Genomic DNA, 22132 nt, shown 5'->3' on the forward strand with positions numbered 1-22132 from the left:
TAAAATTTAAAATCTAAAATCCAAAATAATTAAAGTCTATCTATATAATCATCCAAACTCTCGTAGCGTTCGTCACGATAGTACTCATCATCACCACCCCGGTCTTGGCGATCCTCGTCGTCATAATCCCCATTGCCGAACTCTTCCATGAAACTATCGTCATAATCCCCCTCGTACTCTTCCTCCGGCTTGTCAAACTCCCAATCAGCATTCCCATCCTCGTAAGAGAATTGTTCCGGAATATCCCCCTCACAAGCCACGCATACCGGCATCACGTCGGAAGAGTCACGGATATATTCCCCGGCATACTCTACCTTAAAATATTTGTTAGAGAAGAAATCATACACGTACTCTAATTCAAGACACCCCGGTTTAATGATGTCACTGATTTTCGTGTTGTCCATGACGAGCGTTTCATTTTCCTCGTCCTCTGTCGTCATATCCATCAATGCAATTTCTTTCACCCGGTTTCCCATCCGGTCGAGCGTGAAAAAAGATGCCATTTGAGAGCTGTCATAATTCAACGTCTCAACTATTTTATCGTGAAATTGTTGAAACGTCTGTTCTCCACCAACAGCAATCTCACATCTAAAATCCGAACTAGTCGGTAAACTGATTTCAAATCTGTAGTCCATATGTTATTTTATTTTAACCTAGCATCAATGCTGACCCGACGCCCAGCGCCGTTACACCTAATATCATTAAAATCACGAAAGCGACAACAGCCAACGCCACGCAGATTCCAACAATACCACAAACCCGTCCGGCACTAAGATTCTTGTAGGAAGCCTCCGTGTACTCTTCCGGATGTTCCAGATAAGCCCTCCGGGGCCCGGAAGCAATGGCTACCGCCAAGATTCCCAGCACTAATCCCACGAACCCGTAACACCAGCAAAATACCAGAGACAAAATCCCTAAAACCAACACCGCCGTCGCGTTAGGAAGATCCTTTTTCTTCATTTCCATTATCTCCATGGTCGTAATTTTAATGAATTATTAATTTAAGCAAATATGAAATTAAAATTATTAGCAAACAAACAAAACCTGCAAATTTTATTCCCCCGGGAGTAATTTTTTTCACCCCCACAAAATGCACCATGGCAAGGCCGATAAACACGATCAAGGGGATCAACCCCGGATAGATTTTCACGGACTCCCACAACTCTCCTTTCAAGAGCAATAACACCGCAGTCTGGAATCCACATCCGGGACACTCGATCCCGAAGGTGTCTTTAACCAAGCAAGGCAGTTGATGCCTCTCCAGCCACGTCCAGATGCTCAATTCATACATTTATCGTGTTGAGCAAATGAGGTTTTACCGAAGTATATACAGCAAAAACAACCACAAGGATAACGGCCAACAGGATGATCGCACCGATACAAATCCCGATGATGCCACATATTCTCCCGGCGTTCAAGTTCTTATAGGATACTTCCGTGAATCGCTCCGGGTTTTCCAGATAAGCCTTGCGGGGCGCCGAGGCCAGTACCACCGCCAGAATACCGAGTACCAACCCGATGATCCCGTAGCACCAGCAAAACACCAACGACAGCGCTCCTAAAACAAGCGCTGCCGTGGCATTCGGTAAATCTTTCCTTTCTCCGTCAAAATCTCCCATAATTTATACCTTAAATTTTAAATATCATGAACTACTGTTTCCAGTATATCCATTGCCTCCTTGATCAGGTTGATATTCGCTTGAGAACCCATGTGACCGATCCGGAATACTTTCCCGGCCAGTTTACCATAATTGCCTCCCACGACCATACCCTGCACTCTCAATTCCGAATCCAGACGTTCCCAAGTCATGTGTTCCGGCACGTAAACCGCAGTCACCGTCGGGGAACACACGGCTCCTTCCACGGGGTATATCTTCAATCCCATCTCTTTAATCCGTTCACGGCAGTAAGCAGCCACCTTCTCGTGACGGGCAATGCAACTCTCCACCCCTTCCTCGAAAATCAACTCGCAAGCCTTATGCAACTGGGCTGTTCCCTGCCAGTAGGGCGTGTACGGGAAATACCCGGTTTCGGTTACATTCCGGAAAGGCAACAAGGCCTCGTATCCAGCGTAATTCACCTCCGCCACGATCTTCCATGCCTCTTCACTCACGGAAAGGAATGACATATTAGCCGGGGCCGAGAGACACTTTTGCGAACCACCCAAGGCGAAATCCACATGCCAATCGTCCACGTGTATCGGGGTTCCCCCCAGACCGGAAACGATGTCCACGCAAAGCAACGGTACCCCGTGTTTCACTTTCAAATCACCGATTTCCTTGACCGGGTTCGTCGTTCCACTAGGTGTTTCGTTCTGCACCATCGTGATCATCTTCGGCTTGAACTCCACGATCGCTTTTTCCACGGCATCAAAGTCATGAATCGTCTCATCATAACCGAAATCCAGCACCCGAATCTCGCATCCCAGCGCCTTGGCCATATCGCCGAATCCCTCGCCGAACAACCCGGTAGAAAGCACCAGCACCCGATCTCCCGGTTTCAACGTGCTTTTTAAAGCCGTCCACAACACCAACATACCTTCTCCCGTCTGAATCACCACCCGGTTACGGGTTTCCATCATCTTCTGCAACAATTTTTCCGTATCTTTATACAAAGCCAAATACTCCGGCTCAAAATCGGCAGACCCGAAATTCGTGGCAGCAACTTTCAAAATCTCCTGAGGGACAGCAACAGGTCCCGGCACTAACGGTATCAGATATTTTTCCATCTCTTTTGAACTAATATTTAATTTTCTTAACTCTTAATCATTCTTTTTTCTATCGGACCTATCTCCTTATGCAAGAAGATAAACTAGTATTATTCAATCCATTAGCAGCAAAAACCATCTCCCGATGTCTTCACGTACCGGATTTATTTCCGCCATTCCAAATATAGTAATAATTTCAGATTCCATCACGTTTCCAACTTTTTTCCTACACTAAAATAATCGTTTTACTTGCCGTTCCTACCCGAATTGCCTCACTGTTACCAGACTGTTGCCTGCCTGTTAGGCGCCTTCGCCCGATCATCGCCGCCTTATCGCCCGATTATAGCCGCCATTTTAACAGGATTTATACAAAGATAACATACACCCTATTCCTACTTCAACATGCAACACACAATTAATAATAGATCACCCCGTACCTACCCCCCAGACCTATCCCGTACAATGGTATATTATTACCTTTAAAAAAGGATATTCATTTTTTACACAATCAATATCTTTCCTAGTAAAAATAAATAGCTAATTTTGGATGATCACAAATTCACCATTAACGATCTCATGCAGAAAATACTGATTATAAACGGAAGCCCCCGGAAAAACGGGAACATCTCGAAAATGTTGGAGGCCATAAAAGAAGAAACTGAAAAACAGGGAGCGAACGTTTCAGCCGTACATGTTCACGATTTACAGGTAAGACCATGCAACGGGTGCATGAGTTGCAGGAAAAACTTAGCTTGTGTTCTCCCGGAAGACGGGGCTCAAAGCACGCTCCGGTTAATAAACTCGTGCGACGTGCTGGTTATCGGCGCCCCGTGTTACTGGGGAAACTTGCCGGGAGAATTAAAAATCCTGTTCGACCGCATCGTTTACGGGATGATGGGCGAAAGCCCGAAAGGGATTCCCCAACCGCTACACAAGGGGAAAAAAGCCATCATCGTGAGTACCTGCACGACTCCTTACCCGTTCAATATACTTTTCAACCAAACGAGAGGAACCGTCAAAGCACTAAAGGAAATTCTCAAATGGAGCGGATTCAAGATCATCGCCACCGTCGAGAGAGGCGGTACGAAAAAATCCCCCTTGCAGGAAAAAGATTTCCGGCATTGTCGAAAAATCGCCCTCAAAGCCCTGAAATAATTACAATACAAACTAATTAAGAAAAATAAACCACCCGGGAGTTCATCCTTTGCCATAAAAAACGGGACAAAAACCGAACTTATTTTATGCCAATTCGTCATAATAACTGGAAACACAAATTACAGGTACGTTTTTTGTATAAAAAACAGTGAAGTGTACCCGTAAAACACGTTTGGATTAAATATTAAAATGTATATTTGTACCTTAATTAGAAATTAGTTTTTAAAGAATGAGTGGAGCAGAAAAATTAGTGGAACAAATTATTAAAACGCTGAACGAAAATAAAGCTGTTGATATTGTAAAAATTGATTTGAGAAGAATTGAGAACTGTTTCTGTAGTTTTTTCGTAATATGTCATGGAACTTCCAACACGCACGTGGCCAGTCTTACAGACTTTGTCTACGACGAAGTCAACGAGAAATTGGGAGAAAAACCATTGCACGTGGAAGGAGAACAACAAGCCCAGTGGGTGGTGTTGGATTACGGAAATGTGGTTGTACATATATTTCAAAAAGAACAACGAGATTATTATCAACTTGAAGATTTTTGGGCTGACGCGGAAATAACGAATGTAGAAGAAAATTAAAATTAAATATGGCAGAAAATAACAAAAAGGATAGTTTCAACTTCCCCCCTGTCGGTGGGAAAAACAATAAAGGCCCGAAATTCGGTGGCTACTGGTCGTTTATCATCATTGCCGCTTTCATTATCGGGATTCAATTTTTCAGCATGCCTTCGAATCCTGAACGGATCTCGTGGCAGAAGTTTAAAACAGACCTTTTAGCGAAAGGTGAGGTAAAGGATATTTACATCGTCAGAAATGGCGGTAAAGCCGAAATCACTCTGAAACCGGAGAAAGTGGAAACCCACAGCGACCTTGTAGCAAAAGGATTTAACCAGAAAAGTATAGGTCCGCAATACTACGTACCTTTCGGAACTCTGGAGCAATTTGAAAAGAATTTACAGGATGCACAGAAGGAGTACCCGGAAGAGGCATCCGACGTGTTCATTGACTATAAAGACGATTTCAACTGGTGGGGAGAAGTCATTACACTATTCCTGCCCATCGCCATATTCGTGGGAATCTGGATATTCTTCATGCGCCGCATGAGCAAGGGAGCCGGCGGAGGTGGTGGCGGTGGCGGCATTTTCAATGTCGGGAAATCCAAAGCGAAATTGTTTGACAAAGAATCCAACATAAAAATTACCTTCAAAGATGTTGCCGGGTTAGCCGAGGCCAAACAAGAGGTGGAAGAGATTGTGTCTTTCCTCAAATCCCCGGATAAATACACCAAGCTGGGAGGTAAAATTCCGAAGGGAGCCTTGCTGGTTGGCCCTCCGGGAACCGGTAAAACTTTGATGGCAAAAGCCATGGCAGGAGAGGCAAACGTACCGTTCTTCTCCATGTCGGGATCGGACTTCGTGGAGATGTTCGTCGGTGTGGGAGCTTCCCGCGTACGCGACTTGTTCAAACAGGCCAAAGAAAAAGCCCCCTGTATCATCTTTATTGACGAGATCGACGCTATCGGTCGGGCCAGAGGGAAAAACCCGAACATGGGAGCCAATGATGAACGCGAAAACACGCTGAACCAGTTATTGACCGAAATGGACGGTTTCGAAACCAATTCGGGTGTGATCATACTGGCAGCCACGAACCGGGCAGACATCTTGGATAGCGCTTTGTTGCGTGCCGGACGTTTCGACCGCCAGATATACGTGGACCTTCCGGAATTAAAAGACCGGGAAGAGATTTTCAAAGTTCACTTGAAACCGTTGAAACTCGCCGAAGATATTGACTATGCCTTTTTGGCAAAACAAACCCCGGGATTCTCCGGTGCGGACATCGCCAACGTGGCAAACGAGGCCGCGCTGATCGCTGCCCGGAAAAATAAATCGGCCGTGGAAAAACAGGATTTCTTGGATTCAATCGATCGTATCGTGGGCGGACTTGAAAACCGTAGTAAAGTCATCAAACCGAGCGAAAAGAAAGCGATTGCTTATCACGAAGCCGGACATGCCACCGTGTCGTGGTTATTGCAACACGCACACCCACTTTTAAAAGTGACCATCGTGCCGCGAGGAAAAGCCTTGGGTGCCGCTTGGTACTTGCCGCAGGAACGCCAGATTACCACGAAAGACCAATTACTGGATCAGATGTGTTCCGTGCTGGGTGGACGGGCCGCCGAAGAAATCGTGTTCGGGGAAATATCCACGGGTGCGCAAAATGACCTCGAACGTGCCACGAAACAGGCTTACGCCATGGTATCCATCTACGGAATGAGTGACAAGGTGGGAATGTTGAGTTATTATGACTCCACGGGCCAGAGCGATTTCAGCTTTACCAAGCCCTATTCCGAGAAGACTGCAGAATTGATTGATGCCGAGGTAAAAGATATGGTTTCAGCCGCTTACGAGCGAGCCAAACAGTTATTGAGCGATCACAGGGAACAACACCGTCAGGTGGCGGAATTGCTGATCGAACGTGAAGTTATCTTTAGTGATGACTTGGAAAATATTCTCGGGAAACGTCCGTGGACAGAAGAAGAGGAGACACAACAGCCGGAAGAATTGTAACGGCAAGGCGGAAGGATTCCCGACAGGAAAAAACAGTATAAACTTAAAACCGACGACTATGGAAAATTGGGTATCTGTTTTCACAACAACGAGCGAACTCGAAGCAGGGATCGTGAAAGATCTACTGGACGAGGCGGGAATCCCAGCCGTGATTTTGAATCAAAAAGATTCTTCTTACCAAACCTTTGGTGACATCAGCGTGATGGTCAGCCGGGATGACCAAGAAGAAGCCAAGAAAGTTATTAAAGACTATTATGATCGTGAGTAATTTTTTAAAACGAGCAATCAGCGGCTTGCTGTTTGTCATAGTACTAACAGGGTGTATTTTCATACACCCCATTTGTTTTTATATCCTGTTCTTTATCATCAACATTCTTGGCCTGATGGAATTCAGCCGGATGGCGAAACACATGAACATCCACGTGAACCTGTTCTTCTGCATCCTTTGCGGTAGCATTCTTTTCACCGTTGGATTTTTGCATAATTACATCAATTACAAGGATGGCTATCTCTATTTTTTCCTGTTGACCTTCATCATGTCTATCTGTGAACTCTATCGGAAAAAGGGAAACGGGTTCCAGAACATAGCCTTCTCCTACTACGCCTTGTTATACATCAGTTTACCTTTCACGTTGCTAATATACCTACCCTACATGACCTCGGGGAAATGGATGCCGGAAATCATCTTTTTCCCGTTCTTGCTCGTGTGGGTTAACGATACCTTCGCTTACCTCTCCGGCTCATTATTCGGGAAACATAAACTTTTCCCCAGAATATCGCCCAAGAAATCATGGGAAGGAGCCATTGGCGGGGGACTAATGACCATTATCGTCGGTTTGTGCGTGTCGCCCTATATCGAGGGGTACACGATCCGGGACACGGCCATTATTTCGTGTATCGTGGCTGTTTTCGGGATATACGGGGATTTACTGGAATCCCTGTTTAAACGTAGCATCGAGATCAAGGACTCCGGCAACATACTACCGGGCCACGGGGGCATCTTGGACAGATTCGATGCAATCATATTCACAATTCCCGCTATTTTTGTTTATATGGAATTCATGTATTAACTTTGCCCGCTGTTTTACTAACGTAACGAAATTAATATGAAGATACATAAAGCAGGTCATATATTATTGTTCAAAGCATTCGTACTCTTTGCTTTCATCAATGTACTCGTGTATGCCTTCATCCCTAATATCATTGTTTTCCGGGCGGTACTGATCGTCAGCGGAATTTTGTACCTCTTGATGGTAAACTTTTTCCGTTTCCCCAACAGGCACATTGTCGTGAAGGATAACACGATCCTCGCCCCTGCCGACGGGAAAATCGTGGTCGTGGAAGAAACCTTCGAACCTGAATACCTGAAAAAACAATGTATTCAGGTTTCCATTTTCATGAACATCTTCAATGTTCATATTAACTGGTTTCCTATCAACGGAATAATCAAATTTTTCAAATATCACCAAGGAAGATACATGGCGGCTTACCTGCCCAAGTCTTCCACGGAAAACGAAAGAACAACCATTGCTATTGAGGCAACCAACGGACAAGAAATCGTGATGCGACAGATTGCCGGAGCCATGGCTAAACGTATTGTTTCATACGCTCCGGTCGGGGGGAAAGCCCGCCAGAACGAACATGCCGGATTCATTAAATTCGGTTCCCGGGTAGATTTGTACCTACCGTTAGGAACTAAAATTGACGTGAAACTCGGCCAAAAAGTAACGGGGTCGCAAACCCTTATCGGAACATTTCAAGAACCCGAATCCAAGTAATCATACCGAGGATTCGTAAATCATTATTACTATGTCTGTTCAAAAGAAAGTAAAAAGAGTAACCACCCACGTGTTATCAGAAATGAAACTCAAGGGGGAAAAGATAAGTATGTTAACGGCCTACGATTTCTCGATGGCCCAAATTATTGACAATGCCGGGATCGATGTGATTCTAGTGGGAGACTCTGCCTCTAACGTGATGGCCGGAAACGAAACGACTCTGCCGATCACGCTGGATCAAATGATCTATCACGGGGCATCCGTGGTGAGAGGTGTAGATCGCGCGCTGGTTGTCGTGGATCTACCTTTCGGTAGCTACCAAGGAAACAGTAAAGAAGCACTTTGCTCGGCAATCCGTATCATGAAGGAAACGAGTGCCGACGCCGTGAAACTGGAAGGTGGACGAGAAGTCGTTGAATCCGTAACACGTATCCTGTCAGCCGGAATCCCGGTTATGGGACACCTCGGACTGACCCCGCAAAGTATCCATAAATTCGGTACTTACGTGGTACGCGCCCAAGAAGATGCGGAGGCTAAAAAGCTGATCGAAGATGCCCACCTTTTGGAAGAGGCCGGATGTTTTGCCATCGTGCTGGAAAAGATTCCGGCAAAACTGGCTGCCCAAGTTGCCAAAGAACTAACCATCCCGATCATCGGAATCGGCGCCGGGGGTGGCGTTGACGGACAGGTTCTCGTGATTCACGATATGCTGGGAATCAATCAGGAATTTTCTCCCCGTTTCTTACGTCGTTACCACAACTTATATGCTGAAATGACAGGAGCCGTGGGTAATTACATCAACGATGTAAAAAGCGGTAACTTCCCGAACGAGAGAGAACAATATTAAAATTTTAGATTTTATGATTTTAGATTTTAGATTAAAAATCATGAATCATAAATCGTAAATCATAAATCAAAAATACATGAAGAATCTGGAGATATTATACGAGGATAACCACATTATCGCTATCAACAAAAAGGTTTCCGATATTGTGCAGGCAGACCAGACGGGAGACGAACCTCTCAGTGAGCGTGTTAAGGCATACATCAAAGAAAAGTACAACAAACCGGGGGATGTTTACCTCGGAATTCCTCATCGGGTGGACCGCCCGGTTAGTGGAGTCGTATTGTTCGCCAAAACCAGTAAGGCACTGGTAAGGCTGAACAAAATGTTTCAAGAACACGATCAGGAGATCACCAAAATATACTGGGCGATTGTGGGCAATCTTCCCGAAGAAGATCATGCCAAACTAACCCACTACATGGTGCGGGATGCTGAAAAGAATAAATCCTATGCTTACAATAAACCCAAAAGTGGAGCGAAAGAGGCCATCCTTGAGTATAAATTATTGGGATGCGGACAACGTTACTATTTATTGGAAGTAAAACTTTGCACGGGACGCCATCACCAGATTCGTTGCCAGTTGGCAAAGATCGGCTGCCCGATCAAAGGGGACTTGAAATACGGTTTCCCCCGTTCCAACGAGGGAGGTGGAATCAGTCTTCACGCCCGGTCCATCACATTCACTCACCCGGTGAAACAGGAAAAGATCACGATCGTCGCTCCCCCACCTATGAATGATACACTTTGGAAATTCTTCTACGAGAGTTTAGAATCATAAAAAGAGGTTAACCTCAAAGTCCTGTTTGGGATTTACTGACTACCCCCACCAACTCCCCCTGTGCAAGGGGGAGTTAGAAGGGGTAGTTATTTAAGAATTGACTTATCGGACAGTCCCGTTCATCATTTACTATCCTTCAAAGACTTATTCAACTTCATCAACAACGATTGGTAGTGAATCTTCGTGTCACCTGTCGCCCCCGCAATCTTGGAATTCAAAAGCCGTTGAGCCTTCAAAGCCATATCCTGCAAGTACACTTTAGAATTATCAATCTCTCCGGTATTCACTTTCCGCACGAAACCGTATCCATAACCAAATTCATTTAATGCCATCTGTTGTGCCACGTAGCCGGGACCACGTTCTTGCTCCACTTGTCGGAACTGATCAAGATACTTGTTAATCAATCCGGTTTCATCCAAACCGTAGGCCGCAATCTCTTCCACGGAAGGCATATAAGCCGCATCCGTCAACATCCGCAACGCTCCCCCTCCGGCCTCTTTCAACGAACTGGCGGAAACATCCACGATAAATTGTTGCAGCATCTTGTCGGCATCCGTCAAAGCCCGTCCTTTCACCGTGTTTTCAAACGCACCATTATACAAGTCTGTCAGGAATTCCTGAATCGTGTACGGATTAGATGCGAGATGAGACGACAAAATAATATTTCCGGTCAAACGTTCCAACTGGTCCAGTATTCTTTTTTGCAGTACCGGAGTCATGTCCACTCCCATGGCGAAATTCTTTTTCAAATCCGTCTTGCTCAGCCAATCCGAAGACTTGAACTCTTTCAGTATCCACGCCAAAGAAGCCTGTTGTTTTTCCTTTGAAACCGGCTCATGACGCTGTCCCTTCGTACCGTCTTTCACTTCCGTCAGGTAGATACCACCCACGTTATACATCACGTTCATGATATAACGATAGTATTGATTTGCCAACTGTTTGTAAAGCTCTTCCCGGTGCGTGAAATCCGCATCGTCATTTACCCATTCTCCGAGATTAGACAAGATATATTTCAAATTCTTTATCCCGTACTCCCCGGCTTTCATCGGATCATCTCCCAAGTCCTCTTCAATAGCACTCGGATCATAACGGGAATAAATCTGTTGCCTTCCATACCGATAGCGAGGGTCTCCGGCTTTCTCGTCCACCCAACTTTCAAGAATTGCTTGCTCTTCCCATTCATCATTCACCTGTGGTAAGGGCTGATAGTTCCATTTCACTAGGAAACAATCATATATACCCAAATCCGGCGGGGTCAAACGTACGCCCTTGTCTCCGGGTTGAGCCACGTAATTAAAACGGGCGTAGTCCATGATACAAGGAGTTGTCCCATACGTGTTGGTGAAAGATGCGGAACGTAATGAATCCACCGGGTAAGCGGCAGAGGCCGACATATTGTGCATGAAACCGAGGCAATGCCCCACCTCGTGAGCCACCACGTAAGCGATGGATTCTTTCACGATGTCATCCGGCATCTTCTTTGCCCGCACGGACGGGTCAATTTGTGCCGTCTGCACGAAACGCCAGTTATTAATCAAACGAATCACGTCGTTATAGACCAAAACAGAGGCATTAACAATTTCTCCGGTCGTTGGATCCACCCACGACGGTCCCATCGCATTTGCCGTCGAAGAAGGTAAATAACGAATACAGGAATATTTCAGGTTATCCGGATCAAATTCAGGATCATCCTTCGGAAAATCACGTACCTGCACGGCATTCTTAAACCCAATCTTCTCGAAAGCCTCATTCCACCGTAGCGTACCCTCCTTTATCGGTTGTTTCCACAATTCCGGAAAAGCATCATCAATATAAAACACGATCGGTTTCACGGGTTCCACAAGTTCCCCCCGCTGAAAAGCCGCCATATCTTTAGGCTCCATACGCCAACGGTTGGCCAGCGTGTAATCTTGAATCCCATCCTTCTCCGTGGAGACGTGTTGTTTACTCGTGATAAAAATGCCTACCCGTGAATCGGAAATCCGGGGACGCATTTTCTCTTCCGGCAGTAACAATAGAGAACGGGTCACCGTGGCCGTCAACGGCATATTATCCAAGAACGAGAACGACATGAATTTCAACGATACTTTATAAGATAACATGGACTTCACGCTCAAGTTATCATCAAACGCCTTGACTTCTCCTAAAGCAACCCCATCTTTGTTAAAGACAGAATTCAACTGGATCAATCCCATAATCGTCGTCGGAAGAAAGGCAAATTCTTTCATATCCGTCGTGAATATCGGTGTCACATCAATCACCACGGCCGTACTGTCCGGCGTGTAAGCTGCAATCTTGTACGAGTACAACACGGCATCCGCAAAGTTCTTGTCAATAGCCTTTCGCAGGGAAGGTTCTTTCGGATTCGAGGTCACGAAAGCATTTACTTCATTCAGGTAGATCGTACTGTCAATCTTCGTGAAACGCACGTGTAACGGGTCATTTTGCTTGTAACCCACGTCACAGAAATCATTACTGGAAGTCGAGGTCAACGTGGACGCAAACAACATTTCCCGTCCCAGATATTTCACCGGAATCTCGAAATATAATTTCCCATCCACCTTATGCAAGGTGATGAAATTACTCTTCACCGTCTCGCACGACTTTTTCTGAAATAATTTGTCATAAGCACTCTCCTTCTCCGCCACCTTAGCCGTGACGGCATTTTTACCTTTCTTCTTCCGCCCGGCTGCCTCGGCATCCAGCGAACAAGGTAGCACGAAAAGTGCCACGAACAATACTAGCATCCATTTTTTCATACTTTTCAATTTTATATTAAGACATTAAAAGAGGTTCTAAAGTTTGTAAGGTTTATAAGGTTCATAAAGTGATAGGCGGCCTTCGGTAGCCAGAGCAGCCATGAACAAAACTTCCCGTAGAGAGTTCATAAACTTTATAAACCTTACAAACTTTATGAACCTTATAAACTCATTATTCAACTTTCGTGAAACGGAATACCAGTGGATATAACTCCCTCATAGGATACTCTTTAGGTTCTCCATAACTTGGATGAGTTTCATCATAGTATGTCCCTGTCAAGAAATCTGTCGGCTCATAATCAATTACCCGGAATTCAAGCACATTACCTTTACTCAACAAGCGTACAAGTACAATCGCTTTTCTTTCTGTTATACTCGTCACCGAATAATTCACATTTGCTTTACTCAATTCCAAAGTAACCACGTCCCGTTTAACTCCATAGGCATCTTGATCCCATAGTTGTTCCGGAGCCTCTCCGACATACACGACCTCACAATTCCGAAGGTATCTAGCCAAGTCTCCCTGTACACCATCCACATTTAACGTGTTTGTAGCACCCGCCGCAAAAACAATTTTATCCGTAGACAGATTATTTACCGGAAGATTATCACAGTCTGTAGGATGTCCCCATACCATTCCCTTAATAAAGTCTCCACTGATAAACGTCGGGGAAATCCACGTTCCTACAAAGTCCTCATACAAAGTCGGTCCATTCACATTAACCGTAACGGAAGCATTCGTTCCTCCCTCAAAAAGTCCACCTTCAACCAAACGAATAATCACCTTGTCCTTGCCGGCCTCTTTCTTCAAGAAACGAATCGTCACGTCGGCCGTTGCCTTCATGATACCCAGTACCAATTCCCGACCACCACCAACAATCTCGTAATGTTCGCCTTCTACCGCCGTAGATGCCGGGTCTATTTCAAAAGGCACCCGAACTTCATCCCGTTTATACATATAATCAACCCCTTTCACGGTTAACCCCATCGAAACAACAATTTCACTTTTCAAATCCATCGTGGTTTGTGAAAAAGAACAAGTAAAAATATCTTTCGTTTCCACCGGGATAATCGCCCAACGATTATTCCATAAACGATAATTTGGAACTTCCTGTAAACTCAAACGAATCTCCCGTTGTCCGATCACGTTTTCCTTCGGAGTCACCCAAATCGTATCAATCACATCACCGGGATGGAGAATAAACTCGTTGGCAGAAATCGTGTAATCCTCATCCAACACGGCAGTACCGTCGATCGTGAAAGGAACTCTCACTTCTTCCGTCACCGGTTCCGAAACCATTAATTCCACGGCCAGTGGTTCTGCCGCTTTTAGTATATAAATAGAGCGTCCGAAACTCAACTTCGGATCACTATTATCATCATCCGAGCAAGCCGCCATAAGACTTAGCCCTATCAATAACGAGAAAACAAATAAAATCTTTCGCATAACTATATCTTTTTATTCGTTCAAACTCCTTAATTTCCAATCGCTTCTTGGTAAGCATCTCTTTTAGCCTGAATAATATCCCGTTCAGCATTTGTCAAACGACTAGGTGCCGGCAGTACAAATTCGGTCTTCATATCCACCAATCGAGGGGGAGTATCGTCAACATCATCACAGCTTGCAAATAATAACACGAATAATCCCAATCCTAATGTATATTTTAATGTTCTCATTTTCATTCTGATTTAAATACAACACATTAATAAGTTTCATATCCCGGATTCTGTATTAACCCGGAGTTCAATGCTATATCTTCCTTCGGTATAGGGAACGTGTACAGGAATTTAGCCGTAACATATTTCACCCCGCTATGCCCACACCATCTTTCCGGTCGCCCGTTCCGTTTCAACTCGTACCAACGATCACCTTCCAAATAAAGCTCCTTCCGTCGTTCATTCAATATTGCAGCCATCAAAGGTGTCAGAGGTTTCCCTTCTGCATCCACTTGGACTAACGCGGCGGGATCGACAGCCGGTAAATTTGATTCCGTGTATGGAGTATATCCGGTAATCCGGTTCTCTCGCAGATGATTTAAATACTTCAAACCATTCTCCGTATCTCCGGAATGAACGTAACTCTCAGCCATGATCAGACACATTTCCGCCGTTCGCAAGGAGGTCTTTAACATTTTGGTGTTCACAAATTCCGTGTTAAAAGAAAAGGTATAACGTATGTCCCGTTCCTTCTCTACAAACAAATTCACAAACTCCAAAGATAATGGACGCCCTTTCGTCTTCTGCATATCGGTGTACACGTATCCTTCTGATTTGGATATTCCGGAACGTATCAACACGTTTCCTAACTGTTTCACCTCACTTTGAATCATCTCCTTATAGGCTTCCCCGCTAATTAACGGATACTTGTCCAACACTTCTTTAGCCATACTTGCAGCCAATGCCCACTCTTGCATCCAGAAATATACTCTCGCCAAATACGCTTTAGAAACATCCACGTAAAAACGATAATGCTCGTCAGTCTGGTTCAGACTAATTGCTTGCTCCAAATCTTCAACAATAAAATCAGCTGTTTCCTTCAAATCCGAACGTTCAGGCTTCCCTTCCATATCAAACTCTTTCACGATAGGTACCCCTAACATCTTAGTTGCATTACTCTTGTCATACGGTTCACAATAATTGCGCATCAAAGTGTAGTAGCACACGGCACGAATCGTGTGAGCCGTTGCCAATAATTTTTTACCGAACTCTGTATCACGCTCTTTCAACTCCCCGATCACGATATTACAATCGCGAATAACCTCATACAACGATTTAAAACGGAACGACAAACTACTAATATCACTCCCCACGTAAATCGGCAAATCCAACTTGGTTGTCAAATCCGCATCCCAGTTATCGGTATAAGCCTCGTAAGAAGCAGCCGTCGAAGGAGCTCCGAAAAAAGCATACTCTCCAGCCCCGTCAATACTGTATAAATGCCTATGTAGTAAGGCTGAAAACTCCTCTGCCGTTTCCGGAATAACCTCTCCCTTATTTTTCACGTCCAGATATTCCGTACAAGAAAGATTACAGAAAAGGAGCGAGATGATAATATATAAACTTGACTTTCTCATATCCTTAAAATTTAAATATCCTATTTCAATCATTTAAAATCCCACGTTTATTCCTAACGTTATAGAGCGGGTGATCGGGTAAGTCGTACCCGGTGTTTCCGGATCAATACCGGAATAATTCGTAAACGTGATGAAATTATTCATGGTAAAAGAGAACCCTACCGTATTCAATCCCAAAGATTTCACGATATGTTGCGGTAGATCGTAGAATAACGAAATATTCTTTATTCTCAAAAAAGAAACATTTTCCAGATAAGCCCCCTTCGTGATTTCTTGTGAATGCACGTTGTATTGATCCAATAATAATCGCTCTCCCATAAAATCTATTATTCTCGGATACTTCACCCCGGTTCCCTTTTCCTCTGTCCAACGATTCACCATATCTTTCGAAACATTCAAATGATTACGGTACAGATCACTATACACGGTCTGAGGGGTTTCTCCCGTCCGGTTAGAGGTGATTATCTCGTAGCTTGCCGGAGAATTCACCATGTTCAACAATTTTGCCCCCGAAGAAACAACACCACCAACATTCAAACGTAAATTCCTATAAGAAAAATCCACGTTAAAACCACCAGTAACCGGAGAAACAGAAGTTCCTAAATAATACCGGTAATTATCCACGGCCTGTAAATCCGTCCCTTTATAAATCTGGGCATCCGGTCTCAGCTCATACGTGTACACACCATCACGCACATCAATTCCCGTGTAACGTCCGGCAAAAACAGACTCCAATGGAAAACCTTCATATCGTCCGTCCGTTATTACACGCTTTTTGCTATACTTCGACAAAATATTACGGTTCCATGCTATGTTTCCGGCTAGAGTGAATTTAAAATCCTTACCATTCAACACTTTCACTCGCAAAGTTCCTTCTATTCCTTTATTTTTTATCTCTGAAGTATTAAATCCCTGTCCGGAAAATCCGGTTGTAGACAAAACATCTACTGTTGACACAACATCGGAACTCTTCCGATAATACGCCTCTACCAACCCACTGACTCTTTCGTCGAATAACCCGAAATCCAATGCAATCTTCATGTCTTTTGTCTTTTCCCAACGCACTTTAGGATTAGGAGCGGCACTAATATTTCCGGTCCTCAATCCATCCCAATAAGTTGTCGAGTAATTCAACACCAGATCTTTATTGACAGATTTCACGACATTCCCGGTATATCCCATGGCAGCTCGTAATGTTAAACGGCTCACGATAGGATACAAACCATGCATAAACCGTTCCTCATCCAAATGCCATGCAAGTCCTAAAGACCAAGTCGGATTAAACTGTTCGTCACTACCAAAATTATTCGAACCATCTGTCCGGAACGTAACACTCAACAAATAACGCTCCAGATAACTGTAATCCAAAGAAGCATAGAATGAAGCAAAACGGCTTTCAGAACTCACTTCTCCGGAAAGTTGGTCTATCAAATCAGCATAACGTTTCACATCTTCCACTTGAGGATTCGGATGCACCGGCATAGCCGAATTACCCGTCACGTCATCATACCCGAAACGTTTTGCATAAGTTCGGTCACTCTTATCCCCCCTCAACTCGGCCCCTCCCAACAAAGTTACCTGATGAGCATCCCCGAACACATCCCGATATTCCAATTGTCCCCGAACATTGTAGCTCGAACCATCTGATGAGGTCTGTGTGATAGAACCATAAGGAATCCACTCGCTATTATTCTCATCAAAATAAAGTCTATCTAAAAAAGCGGCATAAGTATCCCGTCCTTTTACATCATCCACCTTATTGTTATAATACGTGTATGATACCAATCCTGAAATTCTCAGTTTTTCTATGATATCATAACCAAGATTCATCCGCACGGAAGCACTTGTATTATCAGCCGAACTCGATGTTTCCTTCATCTCCCGCATAATATTAAACCCGCTAGGAGGCTGTACCCCATCACTCAAATTACCATCATTAATACCTGCCAGATTGAAATAAGTCCGATCTGACCGATAACTCCCGTCCGGGTTATATAATGTTTCGTAAGGATTTGCAAAATAGGCATATTCAAAAGGACTTACCGTCATAGAATAGCTATCTGATTTTTGTTTTGATAAATCGATACCAAAACCGAGATTCAAACGATCAGATGGATTCAAATCAACCTTTGCATTCAGGTTATAACGTTGATAATCTGTTTCTTTTACTAATCCTCGATCATCCGTAACCCCCAAAGAAACATAATAGGTATATTGATTCGATCCCCCGGAAAAAGAAAGATGATGATTCATCGAGAAGGAATTACGAAACAACACGTCAAACCAATCCGTCGAATGTTTTGCCAAATTTGCAATATAAGCATCCTGTTCTTCCTTGCTCATTGGCACAAAATCATCCTCGTGCCAAAGTTTATCGTCTTTACCAAGTTTCTCCGACCGGAGCATTCCTACAATACCAACCACCGGACTATGTATTTTCTTCCGTGGATCCGTTTGCGCTTGATTATACACGAAAGATTCCGAAGAAAATTCATCCCATAATTCCTGTTCCCAAGCCATTTTCTCGGAAGAATTCATTAACCCCGGATCTCGTTGCGGTTTTAGTCCAATAGAAAGAGTGGTCGAATAGTTGACCCTCATCTTTCCCGCTTTTCCTTTCTTTGTCGTAATCACAATCACACCTCCCGCAGCTCTTGATCCGTAAATTGCAGCAGCTGAAGCATCTTTTAATATCGTCACGTTCTCAATGTCATTCGGATTAATTCCGGCTATTCCTGTAACAAAAATCTCGTTCAGATTACCCGATTTAATCTGCCCCGTCGAGATATTTGGCACATTCTGTTGTAAAGGGACCCCATCTACCACCCATAAAGGTTCCGCATCCCCACTGATTGTATTCGTTCCTCGTATTCTGACCTTGGCAGCCTCTCCCGGTCGACCGGAAATTGCCATTACACTCACCCCGGCAACCTGTCCCTGTAATAACATATCCACTGTCGGCGTCGCTTTATTTGCAAAAACCTCTTGTCCCAAACTAGCTGTAGAACCCGTCGAACTACGAGTTGTCGTCTGCCCGTATCCCGTAATTACCACCTCCTCCAATTGCCCAACTTTCTCCTTCATTACGACCCGAATCAGTTTCTTGAAATCTATTACCTTGACTTCCTGTGTTTCCATCCCCACAAACGAAAACAACAAAAACACCTCATTCTGTTCCGGAATAGCCATTTGAAATTTTCCTGCAATATCTGTCGTAACTCCCACATAAGTACCTTTTAACAGGACAGTTACTCCCGCTATCGGCACCGAATCCTTATCCATCACGATCCCCTTCAAGGTCACCTTTTTCACCTCTTGCTTGGCCGGACGATCCGGACGTATAATCACCACGTGATCCTCGATCTCGTAAGAAAATCCTGTTCCTTTCAGGCACTTGTCCAAAACCTCCCGGATAGATGCATCTTTCACATCCAGAGACTTCACCCGTACATTTTGAATGTCATCCAGATTATATACAAACGTGTAATCACTACTTTCCCGAATCTGGGAAAAGATATTGGTCAGACTAATATCATTCCCCTTCAACGTTAATTTTAACTCTTGCGAGTAAACACTCGCCGATAAAGCAGTGTTTTGCAAGAACAAGCACACGCATAGCAACTTCACGATTAACAATTTTCTCCACAGCTTAAATCTCCTCAAGCTGTTGGGGTTGTCATTTTTTTTCATACTTTTGCTTTTAGGTTTCACATTTCATTTAATGATGAGCTTAGTAGGCAGGTAATGGGGCTACATTACCTGCTTGCATCATTTTAAAGTTACATTACAATTTTTCGAATTCGATTATGCTAGTAAATTTTGACAAAAGTAACCTTTGAAATCTGTTCTCTAAATCCCCTATTATAGGGATTTTCTTTCCAAAGTTCACTCTAGCAAATCGTAGGCTTCCATCCATTTACGGATATAAATACTTTTTCCTTGAATTAGAAACTTTACTTTTTGTGTCTTTTCAATTTTAGTTAGTAAATCCTGAATATTATTATAGCGTTTCATTTCAACCGAATATCTCAACTGTTTCAATGCCTCATCATTAAAAATTATATTAACATCATACCATTGTGACAAACGCTCGGCAATCGTCTCCAAAGCCGCATTTTCGAAATAAAACACACCATCTTTCCATAACGTGAAATTCCTTGCATCCACCTCTCTCATCAAAATCTTTCCGGTCTCCGTGATCACCTCGGCCTGTCGATCCGGTACTATAAGTACTGATTCATCCTTATACGTCAAGCAAACTTCACCCTCGACAAGAGTCGTAATCGTACGTCCCCGGTAAGTCATCACGTTAAAACTTGTTCCCAACACTTTTATATCCGCCCCATTCGCCAACACGTGAAAAGGTTTCCCCTCATCCTTTGCTACTTCAAAATAAGCCTCCCCTTCAATCTCCACGTTTCGCCTATCCCCGACAAACGTAACAGGAAAGCGCAACTCGGAATCGGAATTCAACCACACCTTCGTCCCATCCGACAATTCCAGCATATACTCTCCCCCGCGAGGTACAACCAACGTGTTGTACTCCTCCACCTTCGGGGTACTCGTTTCTTCTTCTATTGCCCGGTAAACAATTTTCTTTCCCGTCGCAACTACTTTTACCCCGGGTAAATCCAATTTCATATCTTCTTTTTGTTCCAATTTCAAGAATCTTCCGTCAGCCATAATTAACTGGGCTCTTCCTGTCCCCGGAACAATTTCCACGTTGTCAGCAATCGTGACTTCCGAGGATTTCCACTCGGAAGACACGAAATACCCGCACACCAATAAAGGCATCACCATAATAGCCGCATACCGGCCTATTCTTCTCCAAATAACATACTTTCTGAAATGAATACGCTCAAATTTCCGCCACTCATTCTTTACTGTTTGTTTTTCTTTCTCCCTACGCTCGTTTTCCGTCATGATATATATCCGGATCTCATCATATTCTTTCGTATGGGCAGGGTTTTCTACACGCCATTGCTCCAACCGGGCTTGATTCTCTTTCGTAATCACCCCGGCAAACTCTTCCGCAATCAAATGAGCAATTTTAAAACGTCTTCTTAGCAAATTCATACGATTTAAATTTAGCGTTTATTAAGAAGACGATTGAGAAAAAAAAGTGGGTGAGTGTAAAAATAAATTATTTATCGACTAAAACGAACAAAATCATCAAAAGATCCTTTGACAGCAAGGTTCTTAACGTCACGTAAGCACTCTTTTTCAATGATTTAATTGTATTCACGGAAACACCTAACCGTTCTGCCACTTCCGTGTTGTTAAATCCTTTCAAGTTCAATAAAATAATCGAACGTGTCTGTGAAGGTAGCTTATCAACAGCATCGTACAATATTCGGGACACCTCCTGTTGAGTAACCTCCTTCAAAAAATCATATTCTTCGGGATCTTCCTCGTTTACCCGATTCTGGTACTGATTTTCTATCTTTTGATGCTTACAATGATCCAGATAGATACGACGGGCTACGGTGTACAAGAAAGCTTTGGCATTCTCTTCCGTCTCGAACTCTCCCCGATGCTCGAACACTCTCACGAATGCCTCCTGCGTGAAATCTCTCGACAATTCACGCTCGCCCGTGTAGCGTTGCATCAACGTGTAAACGGGAATAAAAAAAGTCTCGAAGAAAGCCTTAAACTCTTTATGCGATACGATAGCCATAATGAAAAGCATTGTTCTTTCGCAAATATAAACATTTTATAATAATATTCCACACGACCACAATTGCTTATTCCGTTACTTCGCTCGCAAAAAGTTTTGAAAAATATCACAAGGTTTATTTACAACAACCTTTGACCATTAATCACCAGTTCAAAACTGATATTCAAAAACTCGGCAGCCTTCCGACTTAACATCATCCGCCCCAAAAAGATTTCGAAATAATCCATCACGGCCGAAATAGAAGTATCAATCTTCAAATCCAAAATAATAGCCGAATGATCTTCATTAAAATAAATCTTGGATTCTTCCACGGCATAATTCACCCGGTCATGAATATCAAAACTCGCAAAATCTTGATTACGCACCCGACTTCTCCGCACATCCGTTTTATCAGCCAAAATCAAGGCGGCAGCTATTGGATTCACGGCAGCAGCCGTACTCTCGTCATGATTACCGATAGCACTGATGACCATTGCAATCTCCGCCGGGTCCATCCCCATCCGGTCCAGCAATCGGAATGCCATTACCGCACCACTCTGTGCATGGTCAATCCGGTTCACGATATTGCCAATATCGTGCATATACCCGGCAATCTTGGCCAGTTCGGCCGTCCGCTTCGGGTAATTCAAAGTTAATAAAATCATCTCCGCCATCGTCGCCGCTTTCACCACGTGGGGGAATGAATGTTCTGTATATCCTAAAGCGGACAAGGCCTTGTCCGCCTCCGTAATATAACACTTTATACTCTCGTCATTCCGTATATCCTCGTATGTAACTAACATAAAA

Annotated in this window: 21 protein-coding genes; 8 read left to right on the forward strand and 13 right to left on the reverse strand. The window is 43.9% G+C overall.

Going from position 1 to position 22132, the window contains the following annotated elements; translation table 11 throughout:
* Positions 1-29: 29 nt before the first annotated feature.
* The 5 genes from QVC79_RS04195 to QVC79_RS04215 are packed head-to-tail and all read right to left on the reverse strand — an operon-like array spanning position 30 to position 2728.
* Complete coding sequence (locus QVC79_RS04195; protein WP_087419876.1) at positions 30-635, reverse strand: IS1096 element passenger TnpR family protein; 606 nt, start codon at positions 633-635, stop codon at positions 30-32.
* Between the two features lie 13 nt (positions 636-648).
* The gene (locus QVC79_RS04200; RefSeq protein WP_051465995.1) at positions 649-975 is read right to left on the reverse strand and encodes a CCC motif membrane protein; all 327 of its coding nucleotides are present in this window, start codon (positions 973-975) and stop codon (positions 649-651) included.
* Positions 976-985: 10 nt separating this feature from the next.
* Positions 986-1291: a DUF2752 domain-containing protein gene (locus tag QVC79_RS04205; protein ID WP_124318100.1), complete on the reverse strand. Its 306-nt coding sequence runs from the start codon at positions 1289-1291 to the stop codon at positions 986-988.
* Positions 1284-1619, reverse strand: coding sequence for a CCC motif membrane protein (locus QVC79_RS04210; protein WP_124318101.1), 336 nt, complete (start codon positions 1617-1619; stop codon positions 1284-1286). The genes QVC79_RS04205 and QVC79_RS04210 overlap by 8 nt, the downstream gene beginning before the upstream one ends.
* Positions 1620-1636: 17 nt before the next feature.
* The gene (locus QVC79_RS04215) at positions 1637-2728 is read right to left on the reverse strand and encodes a pyridoxal-phosphate-dependent aminotransferase family protein (protein ID WP_124318102.1); all 1092 of its coding nucleotides are present in this window, start codon (positions 2726-2728) and stop codon (positions 1637-1639) included.
* 555 nt (positions 2729-3283) lie between these two features.
* Here QVC79_RS04215 and QVC79_RS04220 point away from each other — a divergent pair.
* The 8 genes from QVC79_RS04220 to QVC79_RS04255 all read left to right on the forward strand — a co-directional run bounded on the left by QVC79_RS04220 (position 3284) and on the right by QVC79_RS04255 (position 9836).
* Positions 3284-3862: a flavodoxin family protein gene (locus QVC79_RS04220; protein WP_270594158.1), complete on the forward strand. Its 579-nt coding sequence runs from the start codon at positions 3284-3286 to the stop codon at positions 3860-3862.
* A gap of 229 nt (positions 3863-4091) precedes the next feature.
* The gene (rsfS, locus tag QVC79_RS04225; protein WP_124316387.1) at positions 4092-4448 is read left to right on the forward strand and encodes a ribosome silencing factor; all 357 of its coding nucleotides are present in this window, start codon (positions 4092-4094) and stop codon (positions 4446-4448) included.
* Between the two features lie 8 nt (positions 4449-4456).
* A complete protein-coding gene (gene ftsH, locus QVC79_RS04230; protein ID WP_124316388.1) occupies positions 4457-6436 on the forward strand; it encodes an ATP-dependent zinc metalloprotease FtsH in 1980 nt (659 codons plus the stop codon).
* A 58-nt stretch (positions 6437-6494) separates the two neighbouring features.
* Positions 6495-6704 carry a putative signal transducing protein gene (locus QVC79_RS04235; RefSeq protein WP_087419869.1) on the forward strand — a complete coding sequence of 70 codons (210 nt, stop codon included), beginning with the start codon at positions 6495-6497 and terminating at the stop codon, positions 6702-6704.
* Positions 6691-7506, forward strand: coding sequence for a phosphatidate cytidylyltransferase (locus QVC79_RS04240; protein ID WP_124316389.1), 816 nt, complete (start codon positions 6691-6693; stop codon positions 7504-7506). The genes QVC79_RS04235 and QVC79_RS04240 overlap by 14 nt, the downstream gene beginning before the upstream one ends.
* A 36-nt stretch (positions 7507-7542) precedes the next feature.
* On the forward strand, positions 7543-8214 hold the full coding sequence (locus QVC79_RS04245) for a phosphatidylserine decarboxylase family protein (protein ID WP_087419867.1): 672 nt from the start codon (positions 7543-7545) through the stop codon (positions 8212-8214).
* Between the two features lie 31 nt (positions 8215-8245).
* On the forward strand, positions 8246-9061 hold the full coding sequence (gene panB / locus QVC79_RS04250; RefSeq protein ID WP_087419866.1) for a 3-methyl-2-oxobutanoate hydroxymethyltransferase: 816 nt from the start codon (positions 8246-8248) through the stop codon (positions 9059-9061).
* A gap of 85 nt (positions 9062-9146) precedes the next feature.
* Complete coding sequence (locus QVC79_RS04255) at positions 9147-9836, forward strand: RluA family pseudouridine synthase (RefSeq protein WP_118305100.1); 690 nt, start codon at positions 9147-9149, stop codon at positions 9834-9836.
* 122 nt (positions 9837-9958) lie between these two features.
* Here the strand turns inward: QVC79_RS04255 and QVC79_RS04260 are convergent, their stop codons facing one another.
* From QVC79_RS04260 to QVC79_RS04295, 8 genes are all read right to left on the reverse strand, one after another.
* On the reverse strand, positions 9959-12595 hold the full coding sequence (locus tag QVC79_RS04260) for a zinc-dependent metalloprotease (RefSeq protein ID WP_270593571.1): 2637 nt from the start codon (positions 12593-12595) through the stop codon (positions 9959-9961).
* Positions 12596-12767: 172 nt separating this feature from the next.
* The gene (locus QVC79_RS04265) at positions 12768-14042 is read right to left on the reverse strand and encodes a hypothetical protein (RefSeq protein ID WP_270593569.1); all 1275 of its coding nucleotides are present in this window, start codon (positions 14040-14042) and stop codon (positions 12768-12770) included.
* Between the two features lie 29 nt (positions 14043-14071).
* Positions 14072-14272 carry a hypothetical protein gene (locus QVC79_RS04270; protein WP_270593568.1) on the reverse strand — a complete coding sequence of 67 codons (201 nt, stop codon included), beginning with the start codon at positions 14270-14272 and terminating at the stop codon, positions 14072-14074.
* A 26-nt stretch (positions 14273-14298) separates the two neighbouring features.
* A complete protein-coding gene (locus QVC79_RS04275) occupies positions 14299-15669 on the reverse strand; it encodes a RagB/SusD family nutrient uptake outer membrane protein (RefSeq protein WP_270593567.1) in 1371 nt (456 codons plus the stop codon).
* A 33-nt stretch (positions 15670-15702) separates the two neighbouring features.
* Positions 15703-19359 (reverse strand): SusC/RagA family TonB-linked outer membrane protein, encoded by a 3657-nt coding sequence (locus tag QVC79_RS04280; RefSeq protein WP_270593566.1) that lies wholly within the window; start codon positions 19357-19359, stop codon positions 15703-15705.
* A gap of 195 nt (positions 19360-19554) precedes the next feature.
* Positions 19555-20745, reverse strand: a complete 1191-nt coding sequence (locus QVC79_RS04285; RefSeq protein WP_270593565.1) for a FecR family protein — start codon at positions 20743-20745, stop codon at positions 19555-19557.
* A 67-nt stretch (positions 20746-20812) separates the two neighbouring features.
* Positions 20813-21346 (reverse strand): RNA polymerase sigma factor, encoded by a 534-nt coding sequence (locus tag QVC79_RS04290; protein WP_087420604.1) that lies wholly within the window; start codon positions 21344-21346, stop codon positions 20813-20815.
* Between the two features lie 119 nt (positions 21347-21465).
* Positions 21466-22128 carry an HD domain-containing protein gene (locus tag QVC79_RS04295; RefSeq protein WP_087419859.1) on the reverse strand — a complete coding sequence of 221 codons (663 nt, stop codon included), beginning with the start codon at positions 22126-22128 and terminating at the stop codon, positions 21466-21468.
* Between the last annotated feature and the right edge of the window lie 4 nt (positions 22129-22132).

Origin of the sequence: Butyricimonas sp. (assembly GCF_019423355.1) — a bacterium.
GTDB lineage: Bacteria > Bacteroidota > Bacteroidia > Bacteroidales > Marinifilaceae > Butyricimonas > Butyricimonas faecihominis.

Excerpts from the sequence above, each read along its gene's own strand:
- QVC79_RS04195 (WP_087419876.1), bottom strand. The coding sequence starts at position 635 with ATGGACTACAGATTTGAAATCAGTTTACCGACTAGTTCGGATTTTAGA.
- QVC79_RS04200 (WP_051465995.1), bottom strand. The coding sequence starts at position 975 with ATGGAGATAATGGAAATGAAGAAAAAGGATCTTCCTAACGCGACGGCG.
- QVC79_RS04205 (WP_124318100.1), bottom strand. The coding sequence starts at position 1,291 with ATGTATGAATTGAGCATCTGGACGTGGCTGGAGAGGCATCAACTGCCT.
- QVC79_RS04210 (WP_124318101.1), bottom strand. The coding sequence starts at position 1,619 with ATGGGAGATTTTGACGGAGAAAGGAAAGATTTACCGAATGCCACGGCA.
- QVC79_RS04215 (WP_124318102.1), bottom strand. The coding sequence starts at position 2,728 with ATGGAAAAATATCTGATACCGTTAGTGCCGGGACCTGTTGCTGTCCCT.
- QVC79_RS04220 (WP_270594158.1), top strand. The coding sequence starts at position 3,284 with ATGCAGAAAATACTGATTATAAACGGAAGCCCCCGGAAAAACGGGAAC.
- rsfS (WP_124316387.1), top strand. The coding sequence starts at position 4,092 with ATGAGTGGAGCAGAAAAATTAGTGGAACAAATTATTAAAACGCTGAAC.
- ftsH (WP_124316388.1), top strand. The coding sequence starts at position 4,457 with ATGGCAGAAAATAACAAAAAGGATAGTTTCAACTTCCCCCCTGTCGGT.
- QVC79_RS04235 (WP_087419869.1), top strand. The coding sequence starts at position 6,495 with ATGGAAAATTGGGTATCTGTTTTCACAACAACGAGCGAACTCGAAGCA.
- QVC79_RS04240 (WP_124316389.1), top strand. The coding sequence starts at position 6,691 with ATGATCGTGAGTAATTTTTTAAAACGAGCAATCAGCGGCTTGCTGTTT.
- QVC79_RS04245 (WP_087419867.1), top strand. The coding sequence starts at position 7,543 with ATGAAGATACATAAAGCAGGTCATATATTATTGTTCAAAGCATTCGTA.
- panB (WP_087419866.1), top strand. The coding sequence starts at position 8,246 with ATGTCTGTTCAAAAGAAAGTAAAAAGAGTAACCACCCACGTGTTATCA.
- QVC79_RS04260 (WP_270593571.1), bottom strand. The coding sequence starts at position 12,595 with ATGAAAAAATGGATGCTAGTATTGTTCGTGGCACTTTTCGTGCTACCT.
- QVC79_RS04265 (WP_270593569.1), bottom strand. The coding sequence starts at position 14,042 with ATGCGAAAGATTTTATTTGTTTTCTCGTTATTGATAGGGCTAAGTCTT.
- QVC79_RS04270 (WP_270593568.1), bottom strand. The coding sequence starts at position 14,272 with ATGAGAACATTAAAATATACATTAGGATTGGGATTATTCGTGTTATTA.
- QVC79_RS04275 (WP_270593567.1), bottom strand. The coding sequence starts at position 15,669 with ATGAGAAAGTCAAGTTTATATATTATCATCTCGCTCCTTTTCTGTAAT.
- QVC79_RS04280 (WP_270593566.1), bottom strand. The coding sequence starts at position 19,359 with ATGAAAAAAAATGACAACCCCAACAGCTTGAGGAGATTTAAGCTGTGG.
- QVC79_RS04285 (WP_270593565.1), bottom strand. The coding sequence starts at position 20,745 with ATGAATTTGCTAAGAAGACGTTTTAAAATTGCTCATTTGATTGCGGAA.
- QVC79_RS04290 (WP_087420604.1), bottom strand. The coding sequence starts at position 21,346 with ATGGCTATCGTATCGCATAAAGAGTTTAAGGCTTTCTTCGAGACTTTT.
- QVC79_RS04295 (WP_087419859.1), bottom strand. The coding sequence starts at position 22,128 with ATGTTAGTTACATACGAGGATATACGGAATGACGAGAGTATAAAGTGT.